This is a genomic window from Halorussus gelatinilyticus (assembly GCF_023238445.1).
GTDB classification, from domain to species: domain Archaea; phylum Halobacteriota; class Halobacteria; order Halobacteriales; family Haladaptataceae; genus Halorussus; species Halorussus gelatinilyticus.
Window position 1 is genome coordinate 2312153 of the sequence record NZ_CP096658.1, and the last position, 19746, is coordinate 2331898.

Below are 19746 nucleotides of genomic sequence, written 5' to 3' on the forward strand. Positions count from 1 at the left end.
GGCGTGTCGTTGGCGCGAGCCGCGTTTGTGGGTTTCGGAAGGGAGCGCTCGAAGCGACGTTCCGTAGCGTAGCTTTTTGCCCCGGCGCGTCGTCTGAGTCCCGTGCCCGTCAACCCGAACTTCCTCGAACGACTCCTGCTGTTCGGTCTCGACCGCGCCCCGACTCCGATGCTCGACCTGTTCGGCGCCGCCGGGTTCGAGGCCGTCGCGCTGGCGTCGAAGCTGGGGGTCTTCGACGCGCTCGGCGAGCGAGAACTGACCCTGCAGGCTCTCGCCGACGAACTCGACGCCAGCGAGGCGGGACTGGCTCCCTTCCTCGCGTTCCTCGACGCCCAGCGGTACGTCGCCGAAGACGGCGGTCGCTACCGCAACACGACGATGACCCGGAAGTGGCTGGTCTCGGACTCCGAGACGAACGTCGCTCCGTGGCTGGTGTTCTGGGACGAACTCGTCTTCCCGTTCTGGGACGAACACCTCGAAACGGTCGTCCGAGAGGGCGAACCGCCCCGGACTATCTACGAGTGGTTCGACGAGGAGCCGTCTCGGTGGGACCTCGCCCAGCGAGGGTTCCGGGCCGCCGCGAGCGTGCTGGTGGACGAGGTGAGTCGGAAGGTGGACGTGCCCCGCGGCGCGACTCGGCTCCTCGACGTTGGCGGCGGCCACGGCCTGTACGCCGCCGACCTCTGCCGCCGCCGTCCCGGGCTCGAAGCCACCGTCTTCGACTACCCCGAGGCTCTGTCGGTCGCTCGGGCCGAAATCGCCGAGAGCGGCCTCGGCGACCGAATGCGCGTCAGAGGCGGCGACTACTGGAGCGACGACCTCGGCGACGGGTACGACATCGCGCTCGTCTTCAACGTCATCCACGCTAACGACCCCGCGGAGAACGTCCGCCTCTTCGAGCGGGTCGCGGACGCGCTCGCGCCCGGCGGTCGCATCGTCGTCCTCGACCAACTGGAGGGGTCGGCGTCGATGCCGGTGAGTGCGGCCGGACTCCGCTTCGTCGGACTCACCTACCGAGTTACGCTCGACGCGGCGGTTCACCCCTACCGGTCGGTCGCCGACTGGCTAACGTCGGCCGGGTTCGAGCGCGTCGGTCGGACGCCGATTCGGCGGGCCAGTCCGGGGAACGCGCTCGTTCAAGCGACGAAGTCGGCCTAACGTCGCGGCCGTAGCCGTTACCCGTGTCTCTCCCGTCACCTGTCCTATGGCGAACGCGAACGCACCCGACGACGTGGACTGGAACGACGCCGCGCGCATGGAACTCGAACCCGACGCCATCCACGAGAGCGAGGACGGCTACTACTTCGACTGCCCGGAGTGTGGCTCCCCGGCGACCATCGAGAACATCATCGAGAAGGGCCGATGTAACGGCTACCTGAACGAGCAGATCGAGAGCGTCGGCTTCGACGTAGAGAACGTCTCCTGCTCGGCCCGACTCCAACTCGAAATGGCGTACACGTCAGACCCCGAGTCAGAGACGTGAGGCTCCCCGCTGGCCCGGACCTTTATGCGCTCACTGGCGCATCTTTCTCACATGGCATCCGTCACCGTCGTCGACGAGGACGTGTCGCTCGACCAACCGACCCTAATCGAGGGGCTGCCGGGCGTCGGACTGGTCGGCAAGATAGCGACCGACCATCTCGTGGAGACGTTCGACATGACCTACTACGCCAGCATCGACTGCGAGGGGCTTCCCCGCATCTCGGTCTACGAGGAGTCGAGTCGGGACCTCCGCCCGCCGGTCCGCCTCTACGCCGACGAGGAGCGGGACCTCGTGGCGCTCCAGAGCGACGTGCCGGTCTCGGCCTCCGCCTCGTCGGACTTCGCCTCGTGCGTCGGCGACTGGCTCGCGGACCGCGACGCGACGGCCATCTACATGAGCGGGCTTCCACACCAGAAGGAGGCCGACGAGGTTCCGTCGCTGTACGGCGTTGCGACCGGCGACGCCGGCGACCGACTGGACGACCACGACATCGCCCTGCCGACCGAGCGCGGTGCAGTCAGCGGTCCCACGGGCGCGCTCCTGCACGAGTCGGGGGCGCGAGACCGCGACGCCTTCGGTCTCATCGTGGAGAGCGACCCGCAGTTCCCCGACCCGGAGGCCGCCCGCGTCCTCATCGAACACGGCATCTCCCCGTTGGCGGGCGTCGAACCGGACACCGACGACCTCGTGGAACACGCCGAGGAGATAAGCGAGCAGAAAGAGCAACTCGCCCAGCGCATGCAGGAGGCCGACACCGACGAGAGTTCGCAGGCGCAGTCGATTCGGATGTTCCAATGAAACTTTTGTCGCGGTCGAAATCGCGCCTTCGGCGCGATTTCTTCCTGACAAAACTTTCGTGAAAAACGCGGCGGTCGTCCCTCCGGTCCTCCTTCGGTCCGTTCGCTTCGCTCGCGATAGAACTGTGGTGTAAACCGTACCGCAGGAACTACTGGTGCGCTCGCTCCCTCCGGTCGCTCGCTGAGTACCGTGCAGGCGTAAGTTGTCTGTTCGCTACTCCGAGTCGGCGGCTTCTCGTAGCTCCTCGACGTGATTCTCGATTCGGCTGAGGGCGGCGTCGGCGTCCATGTAGCCCTTGTCGTACTCGTCGTACACCGTATCTGCTTCGCTCAGGAACTCCGAAACTGCGTCTTCGAGGTCACTCATACCCTACCAAAGGCGGAGCACCGAGAAAGGTGTGGTGAAATCGCGCCAGTTCGACGGTCCACACGTCCGCCAGCATCTACGCGAGCGGAGCGAGCGCAGTTCGCCATTGCAGTGTGGTCGCCGTTGCAGTGCGGTTTCCACCAGCAATTCGACCGCGAGCGAACGACCGGTAGCGCGGCGCTTTGCGCCGCGAACTGCGAGCGGCGAAGCCGTGAGCAAGGGAGCGAGCGAGCGGACCGAGGGAGGACCGGAGGGACGACCGCCGCGTTTTTCATCGACGTTTTGCCAGCGAGGGAGGCCGAGCGCCCGTGGCGCTCGGTCGAGCGAGTGCAGCAAAAGGTCGTGGTTAGTATTTCGGGTCTGCGCCGGTCGTCTCGTAGATGTCCTCCATCAGCGAGTCGCGCTTGCGCTGCCACGGTTCCAGTCCCTGCGGGCGACTCGGGTACTTCTCGTAGTGGTCGATGAGGTCGTCGGCGAGGCTCTTGGTCTGGTAGAGGTCGTAGATGAGGTCCCAGTGGCCGAACGACTTGATGGCGGTCTGGACCTTGAGCCACCAGCCGACGTTCGCGCTACCGGAGTAGAGCGCCTCCGCGAGCTTCGTGGCGGGGAGCGCGCCCAGCAGGCCCATCAGGTCGTCCACGTCCACCGCGGTCGAGAAGATGTTGTACACGTCCAGTCCGGCGTAGCGCGCGCCGAAGTGGTCCATCACGCGCTGGTTGTACTCCCAGAGGTTCGCCTCGCTCACGTCGCCGTCCTCGATGGCGTCCATCGCGGCCTCCGCCGCGTACTTGCCGGCGTAGGCAGCCCCCGCGATGCCGCCGCCCGTGGTCGGGTTGACGTGGCCCGCGGCGTCGCCGACCGCCATGAAGCCCGGCGCGGTCGCCGAGTCGTAGGGGCGGCGAGTCGGGAGCGCCGCGCCGAGTTTGTCCTCGACCGTCGCGTTCTCGAACTCGGGTCGGGTCCGGAGGTCCCGCTTGAGGTCGTCCACGAGATGCATCGGCTCCTCGGTCATCTGGAAGCCGAGTCCGGCGTTGATTTCGGTGTCGGTCCGCGGGAAGTACCAGAGGTAGCCCGCCGCGCGCTCGGTCGGCTTGAAGACCAAGGCGTCGTCCCACGGCACCGGCTCCTCGACCTCCACGATTTCGCGGTAGGCCGAGCAAAACTGCGAGTAGGTGACGTTCGTGTCGAACGTCGGGTCTTGGAGGTCGGCCTTGTCCTGCAGAATCGACAGCGACCCCGCGGCGTCCACGACGACGTCGGCGTCGTAGCGCTGGATGTCGCCCTTCCGCTTGCCGCGGACGCCCGTGACGCGACCGTCCGAGCGCTGGGTCACGTCCTTGACCACGGTGTCGTAGTGGAACTCGACGCCCGCGTTCTCCGCGCCCTCGATGATGCGCCGGCCGTACTCCCAGCGGTCGATGACCGCCAACTCGCCGGGCACCGGGATTTCGAGGACCGTGTTCTCCTGCGGGATTTCGAACCGGCCGTGGTCCACGCCCGTGTTCGTGAAGGACGGCTCCAGTTGGGACTTCGGGATGGCCTCGGGGAAGGCGTCCGCGCCCTTCAGGGCGTCACCGCAGGCGATGTGTCCGGCTTCCTCCTCGTCTTTGCGCTCCACGACGACGACATCGTACCCTTCGCGCGCCGCGGTCGCAGCGGCGTAGCAACCCGCCGTTCCGGCCCCGACGACGACGATGTCGCACTCGTGCGTAGTCATGCCTTCGGCTACGTGACGGAGAGGGCAAAACTCTTTATGAGCGAATCGACATTCTGTCGCTTCGACGCCGACACTCTCGGCAATCTACGGGGCGCGCCCCGGCAATAAAGAGTTTAGTGAGGGAGTTTCGTACCACGAAGCATGACCGAGTACACCGTCGAGTTCGTCGGCACGGGCGAGAGCATCGAGGTCTCGGACAAGGAGACCATCCTCAGCAAGTGCATCGAGGAGGGCATCGCGCAGGAGTACTCCTGTCGCGTCGGGATGTGTCTGGCCTGCTCGGCCGAAATCGTGGAGGGCGACGTGACCCAGCCCGCGGCCCGCGGTCTCACCGACGAGGAGGCCGAGGAGTACGCGCTGACCTGCATGGCGCGGCCCGCAAGCGACCTGAAACTGGACCGCGGGAAGTACCCGTCGAGCATCGAGGACGACGTTTCGGCGGTGGAGGGCGAACCCGCCGCGGCCGACGACTGACTCCCTTCGAGTTCAGGTTCGGTTTCGATTCGCCTCTTACTCCCGATTCTCCTCGAACCACTGGGCACCGTAGTCCACCGCGGCCCGCTGGGAGACCAGGTTCGCGTCCGCGGGGCCGACCGTTCCCTCCGTCACGGCCTCGGGGCAACCGTCCTCGAAGTCCCGGCCCACGTCCGCGAAGTCGTCGGCGTCGTACGAGAGGTGTTCGAGCGTGATTCGCTTCGGGTCGCCGTCGTCGCCGACGACGGTCGTTTCGTGGGTCGAAACCTCCTGCTCGCGGTCGGCGCGATGCTCCGCGAGGTGGAACGAGGTGTTGGTGTCGAACTCGGTTCCGAGCATCAGAATCGTTCCGTCGCGGTCGTAGACTTCCGCGAGCGGCGACTCCTCGCCGAGTCCGTTTGGGTAGCTGTGGTCGACGACGATGGCCTCGGCGTCCGCGCCCCACGCCGCGAAGGAGTAGGTCGGGTGGCGACTCCGGTGGACGTCGGGGTACGTACGGAAGCACTCCGGAATCGCGCCCACGTTCCACGTCGGCGTCACCGCGGGCCGGTAGGGCGGGCGCTCGGCCCGAATCGTGTCCTCCCAGTCGTCCGGGACCGGCGGGTTCTGCCAGCCCTCTGGGTCGCTGTACTGAGTCGAGTGGGTCGGCATCACGAGCGTCCCCTCGTGGGAGACGGCCTCCATCAGCGCGTCTACCACAGCGGGCGCACCGCCGGTGACCCACCCGAGCGACGACAGCGACGAGTGGACCAGCAGGGTGTCGCCGGGCTCGACGCCGAGGTCGGCGAGGTCGGTTGCGATTCTGTCTGACGTGACCGGTTCGTCGGTTCGGTCGATTCGTTCTTGCATGCTCGGGGTCCAAGCGGTCGTTTCGCAGTCGTTCACTCCGAGCAACCGGTCCGGTCGGTAAAGGTCTTGTCGAGGTGTGGGGTGTCGTTCCACGATTCCCGGACGGGACGACGGAGACCGTTCAGGGCGGGCGCTCCAGCGAGAATCGGTTCTCGGTCGTCGCGTAGAGACTGCCTGAGAGTCGCCCCACGGCGTCGAGTTTCTCCACGTCCATCTTTCCGTCCGTCGTCACGTCGTCGTCCAGATAGACCCACTCGACTTCCCCGAGGACCATCGTGGAGTCGCCCACGTCCACCACGTCGTAGCGCGAACACTCGAAGGCGACCGGAGACTCGGCGACGCGGGGCGGCGCGACGACCGACGACTCGGCGCGCGTCACGTCGGCGTGGTCGAACTCGCTCTCGCCGGCGGGGAGAGTCGCGCTGGTCCGGTTCATCGCCTCGGCGACCGACTCGGTGACGACGTTGACGACGAACTCGCCGGTCTCGCTGATATTTCGGGGCGTGTCCTTCAGACCGCCGGGCGCGCCGCCGTCGTCCACGGGCGCGAACATCACGACCGGCGGGTCCACCGCGACGACGTTGAAGAAGCTGTAGGGCGCGAGGTTGTCCACTCCCTCGGGGTTAGTCGTGCTGACCCACGCGATGGGTCGGGGCACGATCGCGCCCGCCAGCGTCCGGTAAAGCGAGGACTCCTCGTCGGGGTCGAGTTCCATACCGAGAGATGGGAGTTGGCCGTGGAATGGTTTGCGCTTCCGGCGAGCGAGGCCCCGGAACTCGACTTGCGTGCGCTCGGTGACTCAAGCTACCGGCAAAGGCTCTGCGACCCAACCCACCAGCAAATGCTCGGCCACGCAGACGACTCGTCTGGGTGGACTGAAAGGGGCCGACCGCTCGACTGTGCCCGGACGACGGAAGCACCGCAGGCCGAAGGCCGAGGAGCGCACCGAGTCCCGGCCATCGAGCGGTCGGGGGCTTTCTACCTCGCCGTCCCGTCCGGTGGCGTTCGGCCATAGACACCGTTCATTGCAGATTCGGCCCTATTTCTCAATCCATCTCCGCGACCGCGCAGTTGTTCGGCCCGAGTTCCACCTCGAAGGCCGACTCGTCGTCCAGCGATTCTCGACCCAGATTCGCCGCGATGATCTCCTCGTAGTTGGCGGGCCGCGGCGGGAGCGAGTCCAGTACGCGCTCGACGAACGCTCCCCGCTCGTCGGGAATTCGGAGTCGGTCGCGCACCGCGTCGAGTCGCGCGGTGAAGGTGTCGTTCTCGCCGGGGTTCGGCGCACTGTCGGGCGTCCGGTGGCCGGGCGCGACCAGCGTCTCGTCGGGGAGCGCGAGCAGTCGCTCGGTCAGCGTGTCGTAGAGGGTGCCCGCGAGGTCGCGGGCACCCTCGTCGCCGCGTTCGAGGTCCGGGCGGCCGAACCCGTCCGCGAAGAGCGCGTCGCCCGAGAAGAGGACGCCCTCGTCGCGGGCGGACTCGCTTTCGAGGGACGCAGACGCGTCGCCGAGGGAGGCAGACGCGCCGCCGAGTCGGAGCGCGCTCAGTTCGGTCGTGTGACCCGGCGCGTGGAGTGCGGTCAGGGTCGCCTCGCCGACGCGAATCTCGCCGCCGTCGTCGAGCAGTCGCGGGTCGAGACCGTCGTCTGCGAGACCGCGCTCGGTCGCGCCGGCGGGCAGGACCGCCTGCGCGCCCGCGTCGTCGGCGAGTCGGCGCACGCCCGAGACGTGGTCGGCGTGGACGTGTGTGTCGATGGCATAGGTCAGTTCCGCGCCGAGTTGCTCGGCGTCGGCGACGTAGCGGTCGGCGAACGCGCGCAGGGGGTCGATGACCGTCGCCTCGTCGCCGGAGACGACCAGATACGCGAGACAACCGCTCGCCGGCCGGTCGTACTGGCGGACGGTCGGGTCGGCACCCAACCCGGCGGAAACCGGGACCTCGCGCGCGACGTAGACCCGCGCCCAGCCCGCCATCCCCGAATCGAGGTTTCGGGCGTCGATGCCCTCCTCGCGCAGGAGTTCGGCGACGGTCGCGCTGACCTCGCCGCGGGGACAGACCGTCACGACCGGCCCCCGGAGGTCGAGGTCCGCGACGAGTTCGCCGACCTCGCCGCGCGCCTTCGCCGCCGCGAACTCGGCGTACGTGACCTGCGTCGCGTCCACGCTCTCGCCGGTGATGCGCCACGCCTCGACCTCGTCGCGGTTGCGCACGTCGAGGAGGTGGACCGCCTCGCCGCGCCGGATTCGCTCGTGGAGGTCGTCGGGCGACAGCGAGGCGGAACCCGTGTTCTCGGCGGTGGATCGCTCGTCGTCGGTCATGGGAGAAGCTACGCCTCGCGGGGGGAAAACGGTGTGGTGGACGAGCGGGACGCCCACCGTGCCGGAAAGGGAAGCAATCAGGAACCAATCGGGAACACCGTCGAGAGCAACGCAGAATCACCCGAAATCCGTCCAAAGCGACTCCCCACAAACCTTCAAGCGCGACGACGCCGAACGCGAACGCATGGACGCCGACGCCTTCCCGGACGCGATTCGAGACGCCAAGGCGACCGAACTCGACCGCCTCGGCTCCCAGCAGGCGCTCGTCGCGCTGACAGACGCCGACCTCGACGCCGAGCGGGTCCTCCGGGCCGCCGCCTGGAGCGAACGCACCGCCAGCGAGACGTTCGCGGCGTGGGCCGAATCCGCGGGCGACGCGGGCGGGACCGACGCCACAGGGGTCTTCGCCGCGCTGGCCGACGAGGAGCGCGGCCACTACGACCGCGTGGTGGCGCAACTCGACCGCGAGTCTGACTCCGCCGACGAGTCCGATTTCGCCGACGAGTTCGACCTGGCCGACGAATCCGAGTCCGGCGAAGTGGACCCGATGCACGAGTACCTGCGGGACCTCGACACCACCGTCGAGCGCGCGGCGGGACTGGTCGGCCGGTCGCTCGCCGGCGACCGCACCCAGTTGCAGGTCGTGAACTTCTTCGTCAACGAGGCCGACGAGCGACTGGCCGACCTCTTCCGAGACCTGCGCTCGGACACGCAGGCGGGCGTCGAGACCGGCGCGGACCTGCTAGCGAGTCACTGCGAGGGCGAGGACGACTGGGAGCGCGCGACGGAGGTCGCCGAGCGGACCGTCCAAATCGCCTACGACGACTACGCCGAGACGTTGGAGGGGATGGGGCTGGACCCGAAGCCGATTTGTTGAGGGTCCGGCCATCGCCGTAGCTTTCTCTCTTTTTAGAAACGTCGATTCCTAGCCGGTTCCCGCAAACCTAACCGTCTGCACCCCCTACCCGGAACCAATGACGACGAACAGCGCTACCCTCGGCGGTGGCTGTTTCTGGTGTACCGAAGCGGCGTTCAAGGAACTCGACGGCGTGACCGCGGTCACGTCGGGCTACGCTGGCGGGCACGTCGAAGACCCGACCTACGAGGCGGTCTGCTCGGGCGACACCGGCCACGCCGAAGTCGTGCAGGTCGAGTACGACTCCGAGGTCCTGAGCTACGAGGACGTGCTGAAGGTGTTCTTCACGGTCCACGACCCGACGCAACTCAACCGGCAGGGTCCCGACGTGGGCACCCAGTACCGCTCGGCCATCTTCTACCACGACGACGACCAGCGCGAGGTCGCCGAGCGATTCATCGAGGAGTTGGAAGCCGAAGGAGCCTACGACGAGGACGACATCGTGACCGAGGTCGAACCGCTCGAAACCTTCTACGAGGCCGAGGAGTACCACCAGGACTACTACGAGAAGAACCCCAACGACCAGTACTGTTCGATTCAGGCCGAACCGAAGGTCCAGAAGGTCCGCGAGAAGTTCGGCGGCAAAATCGAGCAGTAGCGCTCGCAGTTGTCCTTCGCTACCAATCTCGAACTGCGCTCACCGAGTAGTCAGCGACGGTGTTCGCCGAGAAGGGGTCCCGTTCACCGCGACGTCGGCACCATCGTAACGTCCGTGTCGGGCCGGAGCGAGATGGAGGGCTTGAACTCGGTTTTCTCCAGCTTCGTCTCCAAGTTCCAGTTCCGGAGCATCGTCGCGAGTATCGCCTTCACCTCGAACTTCGCGAACCGGGAGGCGATACAGCGGCGCGGACCGCCGCCGAACGGGAAGTAGGCGAATCCCGGCGGGCCTTCCTCGAACTCGTCGGTCCAGTGCTCGGGGCGGTAGCTCAGCGGGTCGTCGTAGAACGTCGAGTCGCGGTGGATGGCCCACTGCTGGCAGGAGACGGTCGTCCCCTCGGGAATCGTTGCATGTCCGACCTCCTCCCGTTCCTCTTCGACCCGTCTCCCGAGTCGATTGCCGAGTACTACACGTTCGCCGCGGAGTACGTCGTCGGCGTGACCGATGGCATGAGCTTCGACCACGACGGCATCGAATCGACGGTCGAGCGCGCCAGCGACGCCCTCGCGTCGGAGAACCGGGAGGTCGAACCGGCGACGGCCCGGTCCATCGCATCGGTCCTGTTGGACGACGCCGCGTGGTATCGCGCCTACGCCGAGTGGCGACCGCTCCCGACCGAACTCGCATTCAAGTTCCGGTTCTTCCCGCTGATTCGCGCGCTCCGCGACGCGGCCGAGTCGTACAGTCGCCGCATCGGGTCGTTCTCGCATCCGCCGTTCAGTCGCCCCGCGGACGTGACGGTGGCCGGGCGACCGGTCTCGACTTACATCGACGACGCGCAGCGACAGTTCCTCCTCGGGGCCGCCATCCTGCAGACCGAGTGGTACGTGGACGCCGCGGACCACCACGGAGTCGCGGTCCCCGTCGGACTGCTCGAACGCTCGACCGAGGAGTTCGCCGCGTACTTCGCCGGGGAGCGCGAGGAGTTCTCGCCGCAGGTCCGGACGTTCCAAGCCGAACTCCTCCGCGAGAGCGTCCGGTGGGTCACGCGGTTCGAGCGACGCTTCGGCCGCGCGTCGCTCCTCGACGCGGAGGGCATCAGCGACACGGCCGAGCAGAACATCGACCGGATGGAGACGTTTCTCGAACGCGAACTACGTGCGCAGTGACCGAGGCGTTGTCAGTCGAAATCGGTGACGGGCGAAATGTAACGGGGGCATCCGAACCGTGGCCCCAATCATAATAGGGGCAGCGTATTACTCGCTTTCTCTCGTATTCAGGGGTAAGTGGTTGATTCGACCCATGAGTACGGAGAGAACTGGCGATTCACCTCGGTCACTGACGCGAGTCTTAGCCGAGAAAATCGCCCAACGAAACGGCTACGACGGTGACTGTTCCGAGTTCTGCCTGTACGAGGAAACGGACGCCGAAGCGCTCGAAGCCTTCGTGGAACGCACCGATGGTCCCCTGACGACCGAGGTTCGTCTATTCGAGACGGTCGTCACGATTCGGAAGAACCGTGATGGAGAGACCACCGTGTCGGTCGAACCGGTAAACGAACCGGTAGCGTGCGACTGAGGCGCGACTCCGGGAATAATACGATTGATGAGAGTTCACCGCGGGTTTAGCCCGTTCGAAGGTTCGTGACTCTTGGGACTCCAGTGCTGGCTCGTGCTTTGCAAAGAGTGAATCGCCCTCATCGACATCGGTCGCCTCCCGGAAAGCCTGTCCGAGGAGTCAGGGCAGGGAAATCAAATGGTCTCGAGTTCAGGGCCGGAGATAGAAAATATCAGTCTTGTCGGTGGAAGATTATTAGAGAGAGTAGTAGAGCGATGAGTGTGGCTTCCAGACCGAAACCCGGCATCGAGCCGTCAGTCGAGCCTTGAGCGTCGCTTTTTTCTTGAACGTCCGGGTCTCGAGGGGCGTAGTCTTCCGAATCGATCATTCCATCACCATCACTGTCTTTAATTCCACCCTGGTTTGTTTGAATCGTAGTCGTTGGTGTGGCCATTGTAGTTCGAGTAGTGGTCCTAGTTGGCGTGGCGAACGTGGTTTGAGTAGTGCTAGTTTGGGTAGTGGTCGTCGTAGTCTGAGTAGTGGTCGTTGTGGTTCGAGTAGTGATCGGTGTAGGAGTAGCCAAGTCCCCGTCGTCTTCAATTACGATCTGCCAATCGTACGGGACGGTATCCTTTGCTGCTGCATCGCGTAACTTTATACAATGGGTGCCAGCCTCTTTCGCATATATTCTCCACGACGCCGTAACCCCGTGCTCGAATCCGCGAATACCCGGATTCATTAAATACGTATTTTCGCTATTGGAGGTAGCGTGTTCTATATTGTCAAAAATGACGGTATCGGGATTGTTTCCCCAACTTCCAATCTGCAAGTCCTTCTCACCGTCCGGCACATCGAATTCGAAGTAGGCTGTATCACCTTTGTCCATAATCAAACGGAACATATCTGACTCTTGGTATGCGTCGATTGTTCCGCTGTGAGTCCCGCTTCCGATTATTCTCGCTGAATCGCATTCATCGGACCAGTCATCCGCTGCGACCGGTGTCGAAATCATACTGCTTACCAGAATAATTGCGACCACGCTAATCGTAACCTTACATCTCATGTACGGAAGCAGATAGATACAATATTATGGCACTGTCTAGTTACGCAGTTCTCGGGCAAACAGGGAGTACAGCGGTTCTTCGGCCGTTGCTAGACGAAAGGGATTCTCACAAGCGTGTTGAGGTGTTTGGTGAGAGCGGTGAATTCAGGTTGCTCATCGTTTCTGGCTCCTTCGTTCCATTGAACAGACACTGGTTTTCCAGGATTTGCGACTTACTCACCGGACCACTGTCTGCCGATTTCGCTTATCTAGACAGTGCCAATATTATGGATTTCCCGTTTTCATAACAGGCCGCTAACTCGCTATGGAATCTCTACAATTTAACGAAGCTCGTTCTATAGCGGACCAGAGGTGAAACTGGAGCATATAAACCTATCGACGGTCTGCGCTCGCCCACGGTCGATGATTCAGTTATATGCGGTTCTCGTTTGATACCCGAACTGCCGCATGTCCCCCGACTATCGGCCCTCCAGTGACCGACCTCGACGCGAGTTCCTCACGAAGTGCGGAATCGGACTCGTGACGGCGCTCTCGACCGCGACTGCCGGCTGTACGTCCGACCTCCCGCCCCTCGGTTCCCAACAGCGCTACGGACGTGTCGCCGTCCCGCCTGCGGACGCCCCCGAGTACCGACAGTGGATACCGTCCCCCGCGACCCTCGACGCCCCGGTCGAGCAGTACTACTTCGGTGTCCTACGACCGAAGGATATCCCCCTCGACGCCCCGGAACTGGTCGTCGCTCGCCGTGCGCACGCCAAAACTGACCTGGACTACTTCGGAATCGGCTTCGAGAACTACGACCGACTCGTCACGTCCAGCGTCGGAACGGTCGTCGAGGCGAACTTCGACCGCGCGACCGTCCGTCAGACGATCACCGACAGCGGCTACGAGCGGAGCGGCGAACATCGCGGCTACGCGGTGTTTAGTCGCTCGGACGTGCCGCGTCGCGTCGCAGTCGGTGATGGCGTCGTCGTCTGGACGAGCGAGTATCGACACGCCGCTCCGAACCTCGAAGCGCTCATCGACGCCGGCAAAGGCGAACGGCCTCGCTACCACGAGGAGAACGCCGCCGTCGAGCGACTCACGTCGAAAGCGGGAGGCAACGCGTATCTCGGTGTCAGTACGGCGATTCGTGGCCCAGCGGACCGTCCCGTGATGCGCGCCGACGCGTTCCGATTCGACGACGACACCGCCTATCAGGTGATCCACTATCTGTACGAGAAGACCAGGGTGCCGACGAAATCGGTGCTGAAGTCGGCGCTGAAGCGCGAGGAGTACAGGTTCGCCGACGAAGCCGACGGGTTCGACGTCCAGTTCGACGGCAGGCTGGCGACGGTCGAAACGCGAGTGCCGCTCCGCTCGACCGACCGACTCGACCCGGAGTACCAACTGCCCCAGGTGACGTGGGGAACGACCTACGACCGAGAAACCGAAAGCGTCACGATCCGACACGAGGCGGGCGAGTCAGTGCCTGCGGGCCGGCTCTTCTACGACGTAGACCGACCGTCTCGCCCCGGAAGAATCGACGAGCGGCAACTCTGGACCGGGACCGACACCGTCGCTGGCGGTGCAGAGACGACGATCGACCTGAACGGCCACCCGAACGCGACCGACGTGAATCTCGTGTATTCGACCGGAGGCGTGAGCTTTCACGTCCTCTTCGGTCTCGATCTACGGGGTGACGCCGATGAGTGAGAGTTCGGTTCGGTCGTCGCGGAGTGGCGGAAGGCGATTCGACGTCCCCGAGATGATCGAGTATGAAACCCGGAACCTATACACGGACTGGATGACACGTGAGAGTGACATGGCCGAGGTCGAGCTTGCGACCGTCGTCTCGCTACTGGACGACGAGCACGTACGGTCGATCCTGGTCGCGACGAGCGAGACCCCGCTGTCGGCCAACGAACTCAGCGAGCGCTGCGGTATCTCCACGTCGTCCATCTATCGGCGAATCGACCGACTGAGCGAGGCCGACCTCGTGGAGGAACAGACGCGGCCGCGGTCCGACGGCCATCACGAAACGGTGTACGTCTCCCGACTCGACCAGTTCGAACTCACGATACGTGACGGGGAACTGACGTGGAGTATCGACCGTCGGAGCGATGACGTCGCCGACCAACTCACCCAGATGTGGGGGCGGTTTTGATGCTCGGCATCACGTTCGGTTCGCCGACCGGCTTCCTCGCCGGCATCGCCGCGACGGGATCCGCGGTAATCGGGCTGTACATCGGCTATCAAGCGTATCGCGGGCTTCGACGGAACTCGGACCGGTCGATGCGCTGGCTCTCGATTGGAATGATTCTGCTGTTCGGGCTCACCTACCTGCTCGCAGTTGCCGGACAGGGACTCATCGCGTTCCGCGTCGTTCCGATTCGCCTTCAGAACGTGTTCCGTCTGCTCGTCAGAGTGACCCAACTCGCGGGGCTTTCGTGTATCGCCTACTCCCTTCGGATTGCAACGAAGAGATAATCGGACCAGTTTCCGTGAGGTGGATATCGTTCGATTCTCCGAATTTCCGCCGCTAGAAGCTCTTAGCGTTCGCCATGGCCGTCGAAGGTCCGTTCCGCGTTGTCGGCGAGTCGCCAGACCCACTCGTCACTCATCGTCCGTCGCACTGTCGCCGAGATCGTGCTCGCCCTTCACTTCGTCGCTGGAACTGGTCCGGCCCTCTGGGCTGTCCAGTTCGCTGGCGAGCGTCGCCTTGAGGTCGGCGCGGTCGAAGTTTCGGATACCAGAATAGCCGTCGCTCGTGGTTGTTGAGCAGACGGGGTAGGTCAGACAGCGGGAACCACACGTGGAAACCACGCGGGCTGAAAGGACGCTGCCGACCGTGCCGTCTACGTATTCAATTCGTTCGTCGGTACAAAACACCTCCGGTACGCATATCGAGTACGGGTCGGCCGTTCGAGACCGCTCTTTCACGAATTTCTTTGGTCGCTTACTGACACCCTGAGAGAAACGTGCGTATCGGTTTGAGAGTGAATGGGGCAAACGGCACGAAGAGGGTAAGGAGATGTAGTATCCGCGGGGATTCACCCTCGTTCTTGAACAGTAAGCCGTGAGATATACACCACGGGCTTATCGCTCAACTACCCAGAACACTAAGTTTCGGTGGTACGCGTGCAATTTCGTGCGACCCAGAATGACCGATTCGCGTATCCAACTTCGAGAAAATCGACTCGGTCGATTTACCGACCACTAACGGCTCTACGGAGGAATTAAGATTGACCGTAGAACGGGTAATTTCGGGATGGGCGCTACAGGATTTGAACCCGTGGCAGCTTGGTCCGAAGCCAAGTACTCTGTCCAGACTGAGCTAAGCGCCCTTACCCAGTCGTAATGCTTCACCCGTTTTAAACACAGTGATTTCGACCGGCCGTGTGCTGGCGTACCGAACTCAGTCGGCGACGACGCCGTCCCAGTCGATGCGGTCGATGACGCAACTGTCGCAGTCGGGGCAGGTCTGGCGGTCGAGCGAGAACGTCGCGCCGCAGTCCTTGCACTCGTAGGTCTCGTCGGAATCGGCCTTCCGGACCACGCGTGCAATTTTCTGGGCGAGACTCATGCTGCTACGAACACCCGTTTCTACAAACTACGTTAAGACAGTTTTCATTCGCCGCGGAGAGACTCTGCGGGAGACGTTCTGATACGCCTTTTTTGGGGCTCTCTGAACGTCGGTAACTGGGGGCTTGAGCGTCGCTACGGTGGCAACGCCAGCGCGAGATGCGTCGCGACGGCTTCGTCGGCGCTCGGTCGCGACCCGTCCGTTCGGCGCGTGATGTGGTCGGAATCGGCCGGCTCGTCGGTGCCGAGGAGCGCCGCGAAATTGCGCCGGACGAGCGCGGCGTCGGTTTCGGCGAGAGCGTCGAACAGGTCGGCACCGAGCGCGCGCCGGAGGTCCGCGCGGAGACTCCGGCCGGAGGCCGACCCTCTCTCGTCCCCGCTGGCCTCGCGGCGCGCACGCAGGCAGAGCCACGCTCGAACCGTCGCGGTCAGATACCGGCGGGCGAGTCGCTCGGGGTCGGGCGCGCCCGGAATCGTCGCGAGGTAGGCCGCCGCGTTCGAGTCCGCGACGGCGACGTTCTCGCCGACCCACTCGCGGACCGCCGCGGCGGACGCGTCCGGGTCGAGGGCGTCGGCCGCTCGCTGGCAGAGTTCCCGCTCCTCGTCGGCGACACGGTGGAAGGCGTCGCCGACGACCACGGTGTCCGCGCCGGCGTCGAGTATCGCTCGGGCGCGGTCTCTGGAGTCGATGCCGCCGCCGTACCAGAGTCGGGACCACGTCAGGCCGTCCGAGATGGCGTCGAGGGTCTCGACGGCCTCGTCGCCGCCGAAGGTGCCCGAGTACTCGAGGTAGAGGAGTTCGCTTTCGAGGTGGCGCTCGGCGGCCATCGCGCGCTGTTTGGCCTCCCGAGGCGCGAGCAGGTCCGACTCGGCGACGTTGGCCTCGCGCGCCGCGGCGCTGTCGGGGTTCTGGATGACGTAGGCCTCGAACACCGCGTCCGCGAGGAGCCACGAGGTGGCGAAGTCCGCGAGCGCGTCTTCGGCGAACGCGGGGAGCCACGGCAGTTTCTCGCGGAGCGTCTCGGGCACCATCTCCTCGCGGACGTACTCGGTGGCCTCACCCAACTGGCCGACCAGCGACTCGGAGTCGCCGTTCAGCACCTCCGGGATGGCCAGCAGGTCGGCCCGTGCGCGGGTCCGCGGGGTGACGTGGCGCGGGCCGCTCGGTTCGTGGAACACCGGGACCGAGGCGGGCGCGAGCAACTCGAAGGTCTCCTCGGTGTTGGTCGCGGTCACGTCGGCCGACCCGCCGACCGAGACCGCGCTGGTGTGGCGGAGATAGAGAGGGTAGAGCAGCGGGAGTTTCTTGTCGTCCTCGGGGTCCACCTTGGTGACGTGGGTCCAGTCGGCCGGAACCGGGTTGGTATCGACCGGCAGGGCGGTCCGTGCGGCCAGCGAGGCCCCGCGGCCGAGGCGACCGAGCAGTCGCGCGATGCCGTCGAAACTCGTCATACAGGCTACGACCCACCGAGAACGTGATAAATAGCTCGCTTCCGAGAGCGCGAGGAGGCCCGTCTCGCTATCTCCGGCCGACCGAGATAACACAACCCTGAAATACCGCGGCGGGCGACTCTCGTCCACATGGGTAGCGTTCGGTCACGAATCCCGGCGACTGCGCGGGCGCTCGTTGGCCACCTCGCGGAGTCGCGGGACCCGCGAGTGGCGACGATGGTGCTGCTCCGCAACGAAGTGGAGTCCGAGATAGCGTCGATGACCGAACGCCTGTTTCTGAGCGTCGAGCGCGACCTCCAGCGGGCGCGCGAGGCGGGCGAGTTAGAGTCCGTCCCCGGCGCGGCCGACGAGCAGGCGCGCTTCGACTACGACACGCGACTCGTGTTGCCCGCGATGCTGGCGCTCGGCCGTATTCACGTCGAGGCGGGCGACGTCCCCCTCGTCCGACTCGGCCGCGAGGTGGACCACGGACTGGTCGCCCGCGGCCGCGAGACGACTCGGAACGTGGTGCGCGCGCTGCTGGACGGCGACATGCGCGACGCCATCAACGACGACGAGTACGAGGACTTCGAGACGAACCTCCGGCCGCGAGAGCGCGTCGCCGAGTTGGCTCAAGCGAGCCTACAGGAGGGCGTCGAAGAGTGGTTCGAACGCGAGGAGACCCCCGAGGAAGTCCGCGCGGCCTACGAGCGCGCGGTCGAACTCTCCGAGCGCCACCAAGAGGAAGACGAGGCGTTCCGCGAGTTGCTCGACCGGTTCCACGAGTCGGCTCCGGACTCCGAGGAGCGCGCGGCCGCGGTCGAAGCCATCCGCGAGGAGTACAAGTTCGCCGACAGTGACGGGGCGGACCTGTTCGAGTCGGCGACCGACCTGCCGTACTTCGCCACCCAGTACGCCCGCGTCGGCGTCCTCTACGAGGACATGCTCAACATGTACGAGGCCGACCTCGGGATGCCGTTGGGCGAGGGGTTCAAGCGCGCTATCGTCCTGATGGTCGTCGGCGCACAGATCGGTCTCGACGACACCGACGACTATCCGGAGGACCGAGGGACGCAACTGACGCCCGTCACCGCGGAACTGAACGTCGCCGACAGTCCGGACGTCGGCAGAGCGCGCGTCAGGAAAATTACGAACGCCTACCTCGACCGGGCCGACGAATGTGCCGACGACGGCGACCACCTCACGCGCATCGCCATCGAGTACATCCGTCAGCAGTCGCTCGACCGCATCGAGCGGTTGGAGAGTTGATAGCCTATCGAGGCCTGTTCCACGATCGAGACAGTAATCAAAAAGAATATAAGCAGGAGAGAATATTTTACTGCCAGACGACGCCGGGACGGGACTGGCCGCGGCCCCGTCCCGATCCCGACTCTACCCGAGAAACTGCCATGTACGGATTGGGAGAGGTCTGTCCGGGGGTCGAGGTCGAACCGGGGACGAATCTCCTGGTGGCCGGGCCGCCGATGACGGGCAAACGAACTCTCGCTCTCGAGATTCTCGCGCACGGTAACCGTCGCGGGGACGGCACTATCGTCGTCACGACGAAAGATGGCGGCGAGGAGGTGCGTGAGGACCTCCGTGAGAGACTCGGCCGCGACGAGAGTGCGCCAATCGGTATCGTGGATTGTGTTTCCAAGCAACAAGGCATGAACCCCGTGCAAAGCGAGGGCATCGCCTACGCCTCCTCGCCGAAGGATATGACCGGCATCGGGATTCAGCTCTCGGAGTTCCTGCAGGGGTTCTACAAGGACCAGGGCGTCCAGCGCAACCGCATCCTGCTCCACTCGCTCTCGACGCTGTTGATGTACTCGAACCTCCAGACGGTGTTTCGGTTCCTCCACGTGTTCACGGGCCGGGTCCAGAGCGCCGACGCGCTGGGTATCTTCGTCATCGACTCGACCGCCCACGACCGGCAGACGATGAGTACGCTCCAGCAGTTGTTCGACGGCCAAATCGAGGTCCGCAAGGGCGAGGACAGCCGGTCGGAACTCCGCGTGAAGGGCGTCGGCGAGAACACCGACTGGCGACCGGTTCCGGAGTTCTGAGTCGGCTACTTTCGTGCGCTCACGACACGCGCTACTCGGCGTGCGCTGGCGCGACTCCGAAATTCCTGTTTTCTCCCCTACCTCAACCCTTTTGCACGCAGGCGGCGTCACGTCGGGTATGCCCGTAGAGAGCGACGCCGAACTGCGCGAGATTCTCGGCATGACCCGCGTCGCGGTCGTCGGGTGTTCCTCGACGCCCGGCAAGGACGCCCACGAGATTCCGAAGTACCTGCTCGACAACGGCTACGAGGTGATTCCGGTCAACCCGACCGCCGACGAGATATTCGGGCGGACGGCCTACGACTCTCTCGCGGCGGTCGAAGCGGAGATAGACGTCGTGAACGTGTTCCGACCGAGCGACGAGGTGGAGGGCATCGTGGACGACGCGCTGGCCCGCGACGACGTGGCGGTCGTCTGGACGCAACTGAACATCGCCGACGACGAGGCCGCCGCGCGCGCCGAGGACGCGGGACTGCGCGTCGTACAGGACAAGTGCATCAAGGTCGAACACCAGCGGTTGGTGTCCTGAAAGAGCGGTCGGCGACT

24 protein-coding genes and 1 tRNA gene are annotated in these 19746 nt (G+C 64.8%); 14 read left to right on the forward strand and 11 right to left on the reverse strand.

Translation table 11 applies throughout. From position 1 onward, the window contains the following. Positions 1 to 102: 102 nt before the first annotated feature. From M0R88_RS11850 to M0R88_RS11860, 3 genes are read left to right on the forward strand one after another with little or no spacing between them, the layout of a single operon-like run. Complete coding sequence (locus tag M0R88_RS11850) at positions 103 to 1158, forward strand: class I SAM-dependent methyltransferase (RefSeq protein ID WP_248653717.1); 1056 nt, start codon at positions 103 to 105, stop codon at positions 1156 to 1158. Positions 1159 to 1204: 46 nt separating this feature from the next. Continuing rightward, positions 1205 to 1483 carry a hypothetical protein gene (locus tag M0R88_RS11855; protein ID WP_248653718.1) on the forward strand — a complete coding sequence of 93 codons (279 nt, stop codon included), beginning with the start codon at positions 1205 to 1207 and terminating at the stop codon, positions 1481 to 1483. Between the two features lie 51 nt (positions 1484 to 1534). Next, the gene (locus M0R88_RS11860; RefSeq protein WP_248653719.1) at positions 1535 to 2281 is read left to right on the forward strand and encodes a proteasome assembly chaperone family protein; all 747 of its coding nucleotides are present in this window, start codon (positions 1535 to 1537) and stop codon (positions 2279 to 2281) included. A gap of 213 nt (positions 2282 to 2494) precedes the next feature. On the opposite strand, the gene M0R88_RS11865 is transcribed toward M0R88_RS11860, so the two are convergent. After that, positions 2495 to 2647, reverse strand: a complete 153-nt coding sequence (locus M0R88_RS11865) for a hypothetical protein (RefSeq protein WP_248653720.1) — start codon at positions 2645 to 2647, stop codon at positions 2495 to 2497. A 346-nt stretch (positions 2648 to 2993) separates the two neighbouring features. After that, on the reverse strand, positions 2994 to 4364 hold the full coding sequence (locus M0R88_RS11870; protein ID WP_248653721.1) for a geranylgeranyl reductase family protein: 1371 nt from the start codon (positions 4362 to 4364) through the stop codon (positions 2994 to 2996). Positions 4365 to 4505: 141 nt separating this feature from the next. Between M0R88_RS11870 and M0R88_RS11875 the strand changes: the two genes are divergently transcribed. Continuing rightward, positions 4506 to 4838 carry a 2Fe-2S iron-sulfur cluster-binding protein gene (locus tag M0R88_RS11875; RefSeq protein ID WP_248653722.1) on the forward strand — a complete coding sequence of 111 codons (333 nt, stop codon included), beginning with the start codon at positions 4506 to 4508 and terminating at the stop codon, positions 4836 to 4838. A 36-nt stretch (positions 4839 to 4874) separates the two neighbouring features. On the opposite strand, the gene M0R88_RS11880 is transcribed toward M0R88_RS11875, so the two are convergent. The 3 genes from M0R88_RS11880 to M0R88_RS11890 all read right to left on the reverse strand — a co-directional run bounded on the left by M0R88_RS11880 (position 4875) and on the right by M0R88_RS11890 (position 8005). Continuing rightward, on the reverse strand, positions 4875 to 5687 hold the full coding sequence (locus M0R88_RS11880) for an AAC(3) family N-acetyltransferase (protein WP_248653723.1): 813 nt from the start codon (positions 5685 to 5687) through the stop codon (positions 4875 to 4877). 121 nt (positions 5688 to 5808) lie between these two features. Then, positions 5809 to 6402, reverse strand: coding sequence for a flavin reductase family protein (locus tag M0R88_RS11885; RefSeq protein ID WP_248653724.1), 594 nt, complete (start codon positions 6400 to 6402; stop codon positions 5809 to 5811). A 331-nt stretch (positions 6403 to 6733) separates the two neighbouring features. Beyond that, positions 6734 to 8005 carry an MBL fold metallo-hydrolase gene (locus tag M0R88_RS11890; protein ID WP_248653725.1) on the reverse strand — a complete coding sequence of 424 codons (1272 nt, stop codon included), beginning with the start codon at positions 8003 to 8005 and terminating at the stop codon, positions 6734 to 6736. Between the two features lie 184 nt (positions 8006 to 8189). Between M0R88_RS11890 and M0R88_RS11895 the strand changes: the two genes are divergently transcribed. After that, positions 8190 to 8882: a rubrerythrin family protein gene (locus M0R88_RS11895; RefSeq protein ID WP_248653726.1), complete on the forward strand. Its 693-nt coding sequence runs from the start codon at positions 8190 to 8192 to the stop codon at positions 8880 to 8882. Positions 8883 to 8979: 97 nt separating this feature from the next. Beyond that, positions 8980 to 9519 (forward strand): peptide-methionine (S)-S-oxide reductase MsrA, encoded by a 540-nt coding sequence (gene msrA / locus M0R88_RS11900; protein ID WP_248653727.1) that lies wholly within the window; start codon positions 8980 to 8982, stop codon positions 9517 to 9519. Positions 9520 to 9602: 83 nt separating this feature from the next. On the opposite strand, the gene M0R88_RS11905 is transcribed toward msrA, so the two are convergent. Then, positions 9603 to 10043 (reverse strand): cytochrome P450, encoded by a 441-nt coding sequence (locus M0R88_RS11905; RefSeq protein ID WP_248653728.1) that lies wholly within the window; start codon positions 10041 to 10043, stop codon positions 9603 to 9605. Here M0R88_RS11905 and M0R88_RS11910 point away from each other — a divergent pair. Continuing rightward, positions 9930 to 10688, forward strand: coding sequence for a DUF8116 family protein (locus M0R88_RS11910; protein ID WP_497007277.1), 759 nt, complete (start codon positions 9930 to 9932; stop codon positions 10686 to 10688). The genes M0R88_RS11905 and M0R88_RS11910 overlap by 114 nt on opposite strands. 58 nt (positions 10689 to 10746) lie before the next feature. Then, a complete protein-coding gene (locus tag M0R88_RS11915) occupies positions 10747 to 11097 on the forward strand; it encodes a hypothetical protein (RefSeq protein ID WP_248653730.1) in 351 nt (116 codons plus the stop codon). Between the two features lie 211 nt (positions 11098 to 11308). Here M0R88_RS11915 and M0R88_RS11920 read toward each other — a convergent pair whose 3' ends face one another. After that, positions 11309 to 12139 carry a hypothetical protein gene (locus M0R88_RS11920; RefSeq protein ID WP_248653731.1) on the reverse strand — a complete coding sequence of 277 codons (831 nt, stop codon included), beginning with the start codon at positions 12137 to 12139 and terminating at the stop codon, positions 11309 to 11311. 447 nt (positions 12140 to 12586) lie between these two features. Here M0R88_RS11920 and M0R88_RS11925 point away from each other — a divergent pair, with 447 nt between their 5' ends. The 3 genes from M0R88_RS11925 to M0R88_RS11935 all read left to right on the forward strand — a co-directional run bounded on the left by M0R88_RS11925 (position 12587) and on the right by M0R88_RS11935 (position 14608). Further along, positions 12587 to 13834, forward strand: coding sequence for a hypothetical protein (locus tag M0R88_RS11925; protein ID WP_248653732.1), 1248 nt, complete (start codon positions 12587 to 12589; stop codon positions 13832 to 13834). Between the two features lie 109 nt (positions 13835 to 13943). Then, a complete protein-coding gene (locus M0R88_RS11930; RefSeq protein ID WP_438267188.1) occupies positions 13944 to 14285 on the forward strand; it encodes a helix-turn-helix domain-containing protein in 342 nt (113 codons plus the stop codon). Then, the gene (locus M0R88_RS11935; protein ID WP_248653734.1) at positions 14285 to 14608 is read left to right on the forward strand and encodes a DUF7521 family protein; all 324 of its coding nucleotides are present in this window, start codon (positions 14285 to 14287) and stop codon (positions 14606 to 14608) included. The genes M0R88_RS11930 and M0R88_RS11935 overlap by 1 nt, the downstream gene beginning before the upstream one ends. Before the next feature lie 126 nt (positions 14609 to 14734). On the opposite strand, the gene M0R88_RS11940 is transcribed toward M0R88_RS11935, so the two are convergent. From M0R88_RS11940 to M0R88_RS11955, 4 genes are all read right to left on the reverse strand, one after another. Beyond that, positions 14735 to 15061: a hypothetical protein gene (locus M0R88_RS11940; RefSeq protein WP_248653735.1), complete on the reverse strand. Its 327-nt coding sequence runs from the start codon at positions 15059 to 15061 to the stop codon at positions 14735 to 14737. 329 nt (positions 15062 to 15390) lie between these two features. Next, positions 15391 to 15465: transfer RNA gene (locus tag M0R88_RS11945), tRNA-Arg, on the reverse strand. Between the two features lie 71 nt (positions 15466 to 15536). Next, positions 15537 to 15704, reverse strand: a complete 168-nt coding sequence (locus M0R88_RS11950) for a hypothetical protein (protein ID WP_248653736.1) — start codon at positions 15702 to 15704, stop codon at positions 15537 to 15539. A gap of 134 nt (positions 15705 to 15838) precedes the next feature. After that, positions 15839 to 17155: a geranylgeranylglyceryl/heptaprenylglyceryl phosphate synthase gene (locus M0R88_RS11955; protein WP_248653737.1), complete on the reverse strand. Its 1317-nt coding sequence runs from the start codon at positions 17153 to 17155 to the stop codon at positions 15839 to 15841. Between the two features lie 129 nt (positions 17156 to 17284). On the opposite strand from M0R88_RS11955, the gene M0R88_RS11960 reads away from it, so the two are divergent. The 3 genes from M0R88_RS11960 (at position 17285) to M0R88_RS11970 (ending at position 19729) form a co-directional block, all read left to right on the forward strand. Beyond that, a complete protein-coding gene (locus M0R88_RS11960) occupies positions 17285 to 18403 on the forward strand; it encodes a hypothetical protein (protein ID WP_248653738.1) in 1119 nt (372 codons plus the stop codon). A gap of 140 nt (positions 18404 to 18543) precedes the next feature. Beyond that, a complete protein-coding gene (locus tag M0R88_RS11965) occupies positions 18544 to 19200 on the forward strand; it encodes an RAD55 family ATPase (RefSeq protein ID WP_248653739.1) in 657 nt (218 codons plus the stop codon). A 118-nt stretch (positions 19201 to 19318) separates the two neighbouring features. After that, the gene (locus M0R88_RS11970) at positions 19319 to 19729 is read left to right on the forward strand and encodes a CoA-binding protein (RefSeq protein ID WP_248653740.1); all 411 of its coding nucleotides are present in this window, start codon (positions 19319 to 19321) and stop codon (positions 19727 to 19729) included. The last annotated feature ends 17 nt before the right edge of the window (positions 19730 to 19746 follow it).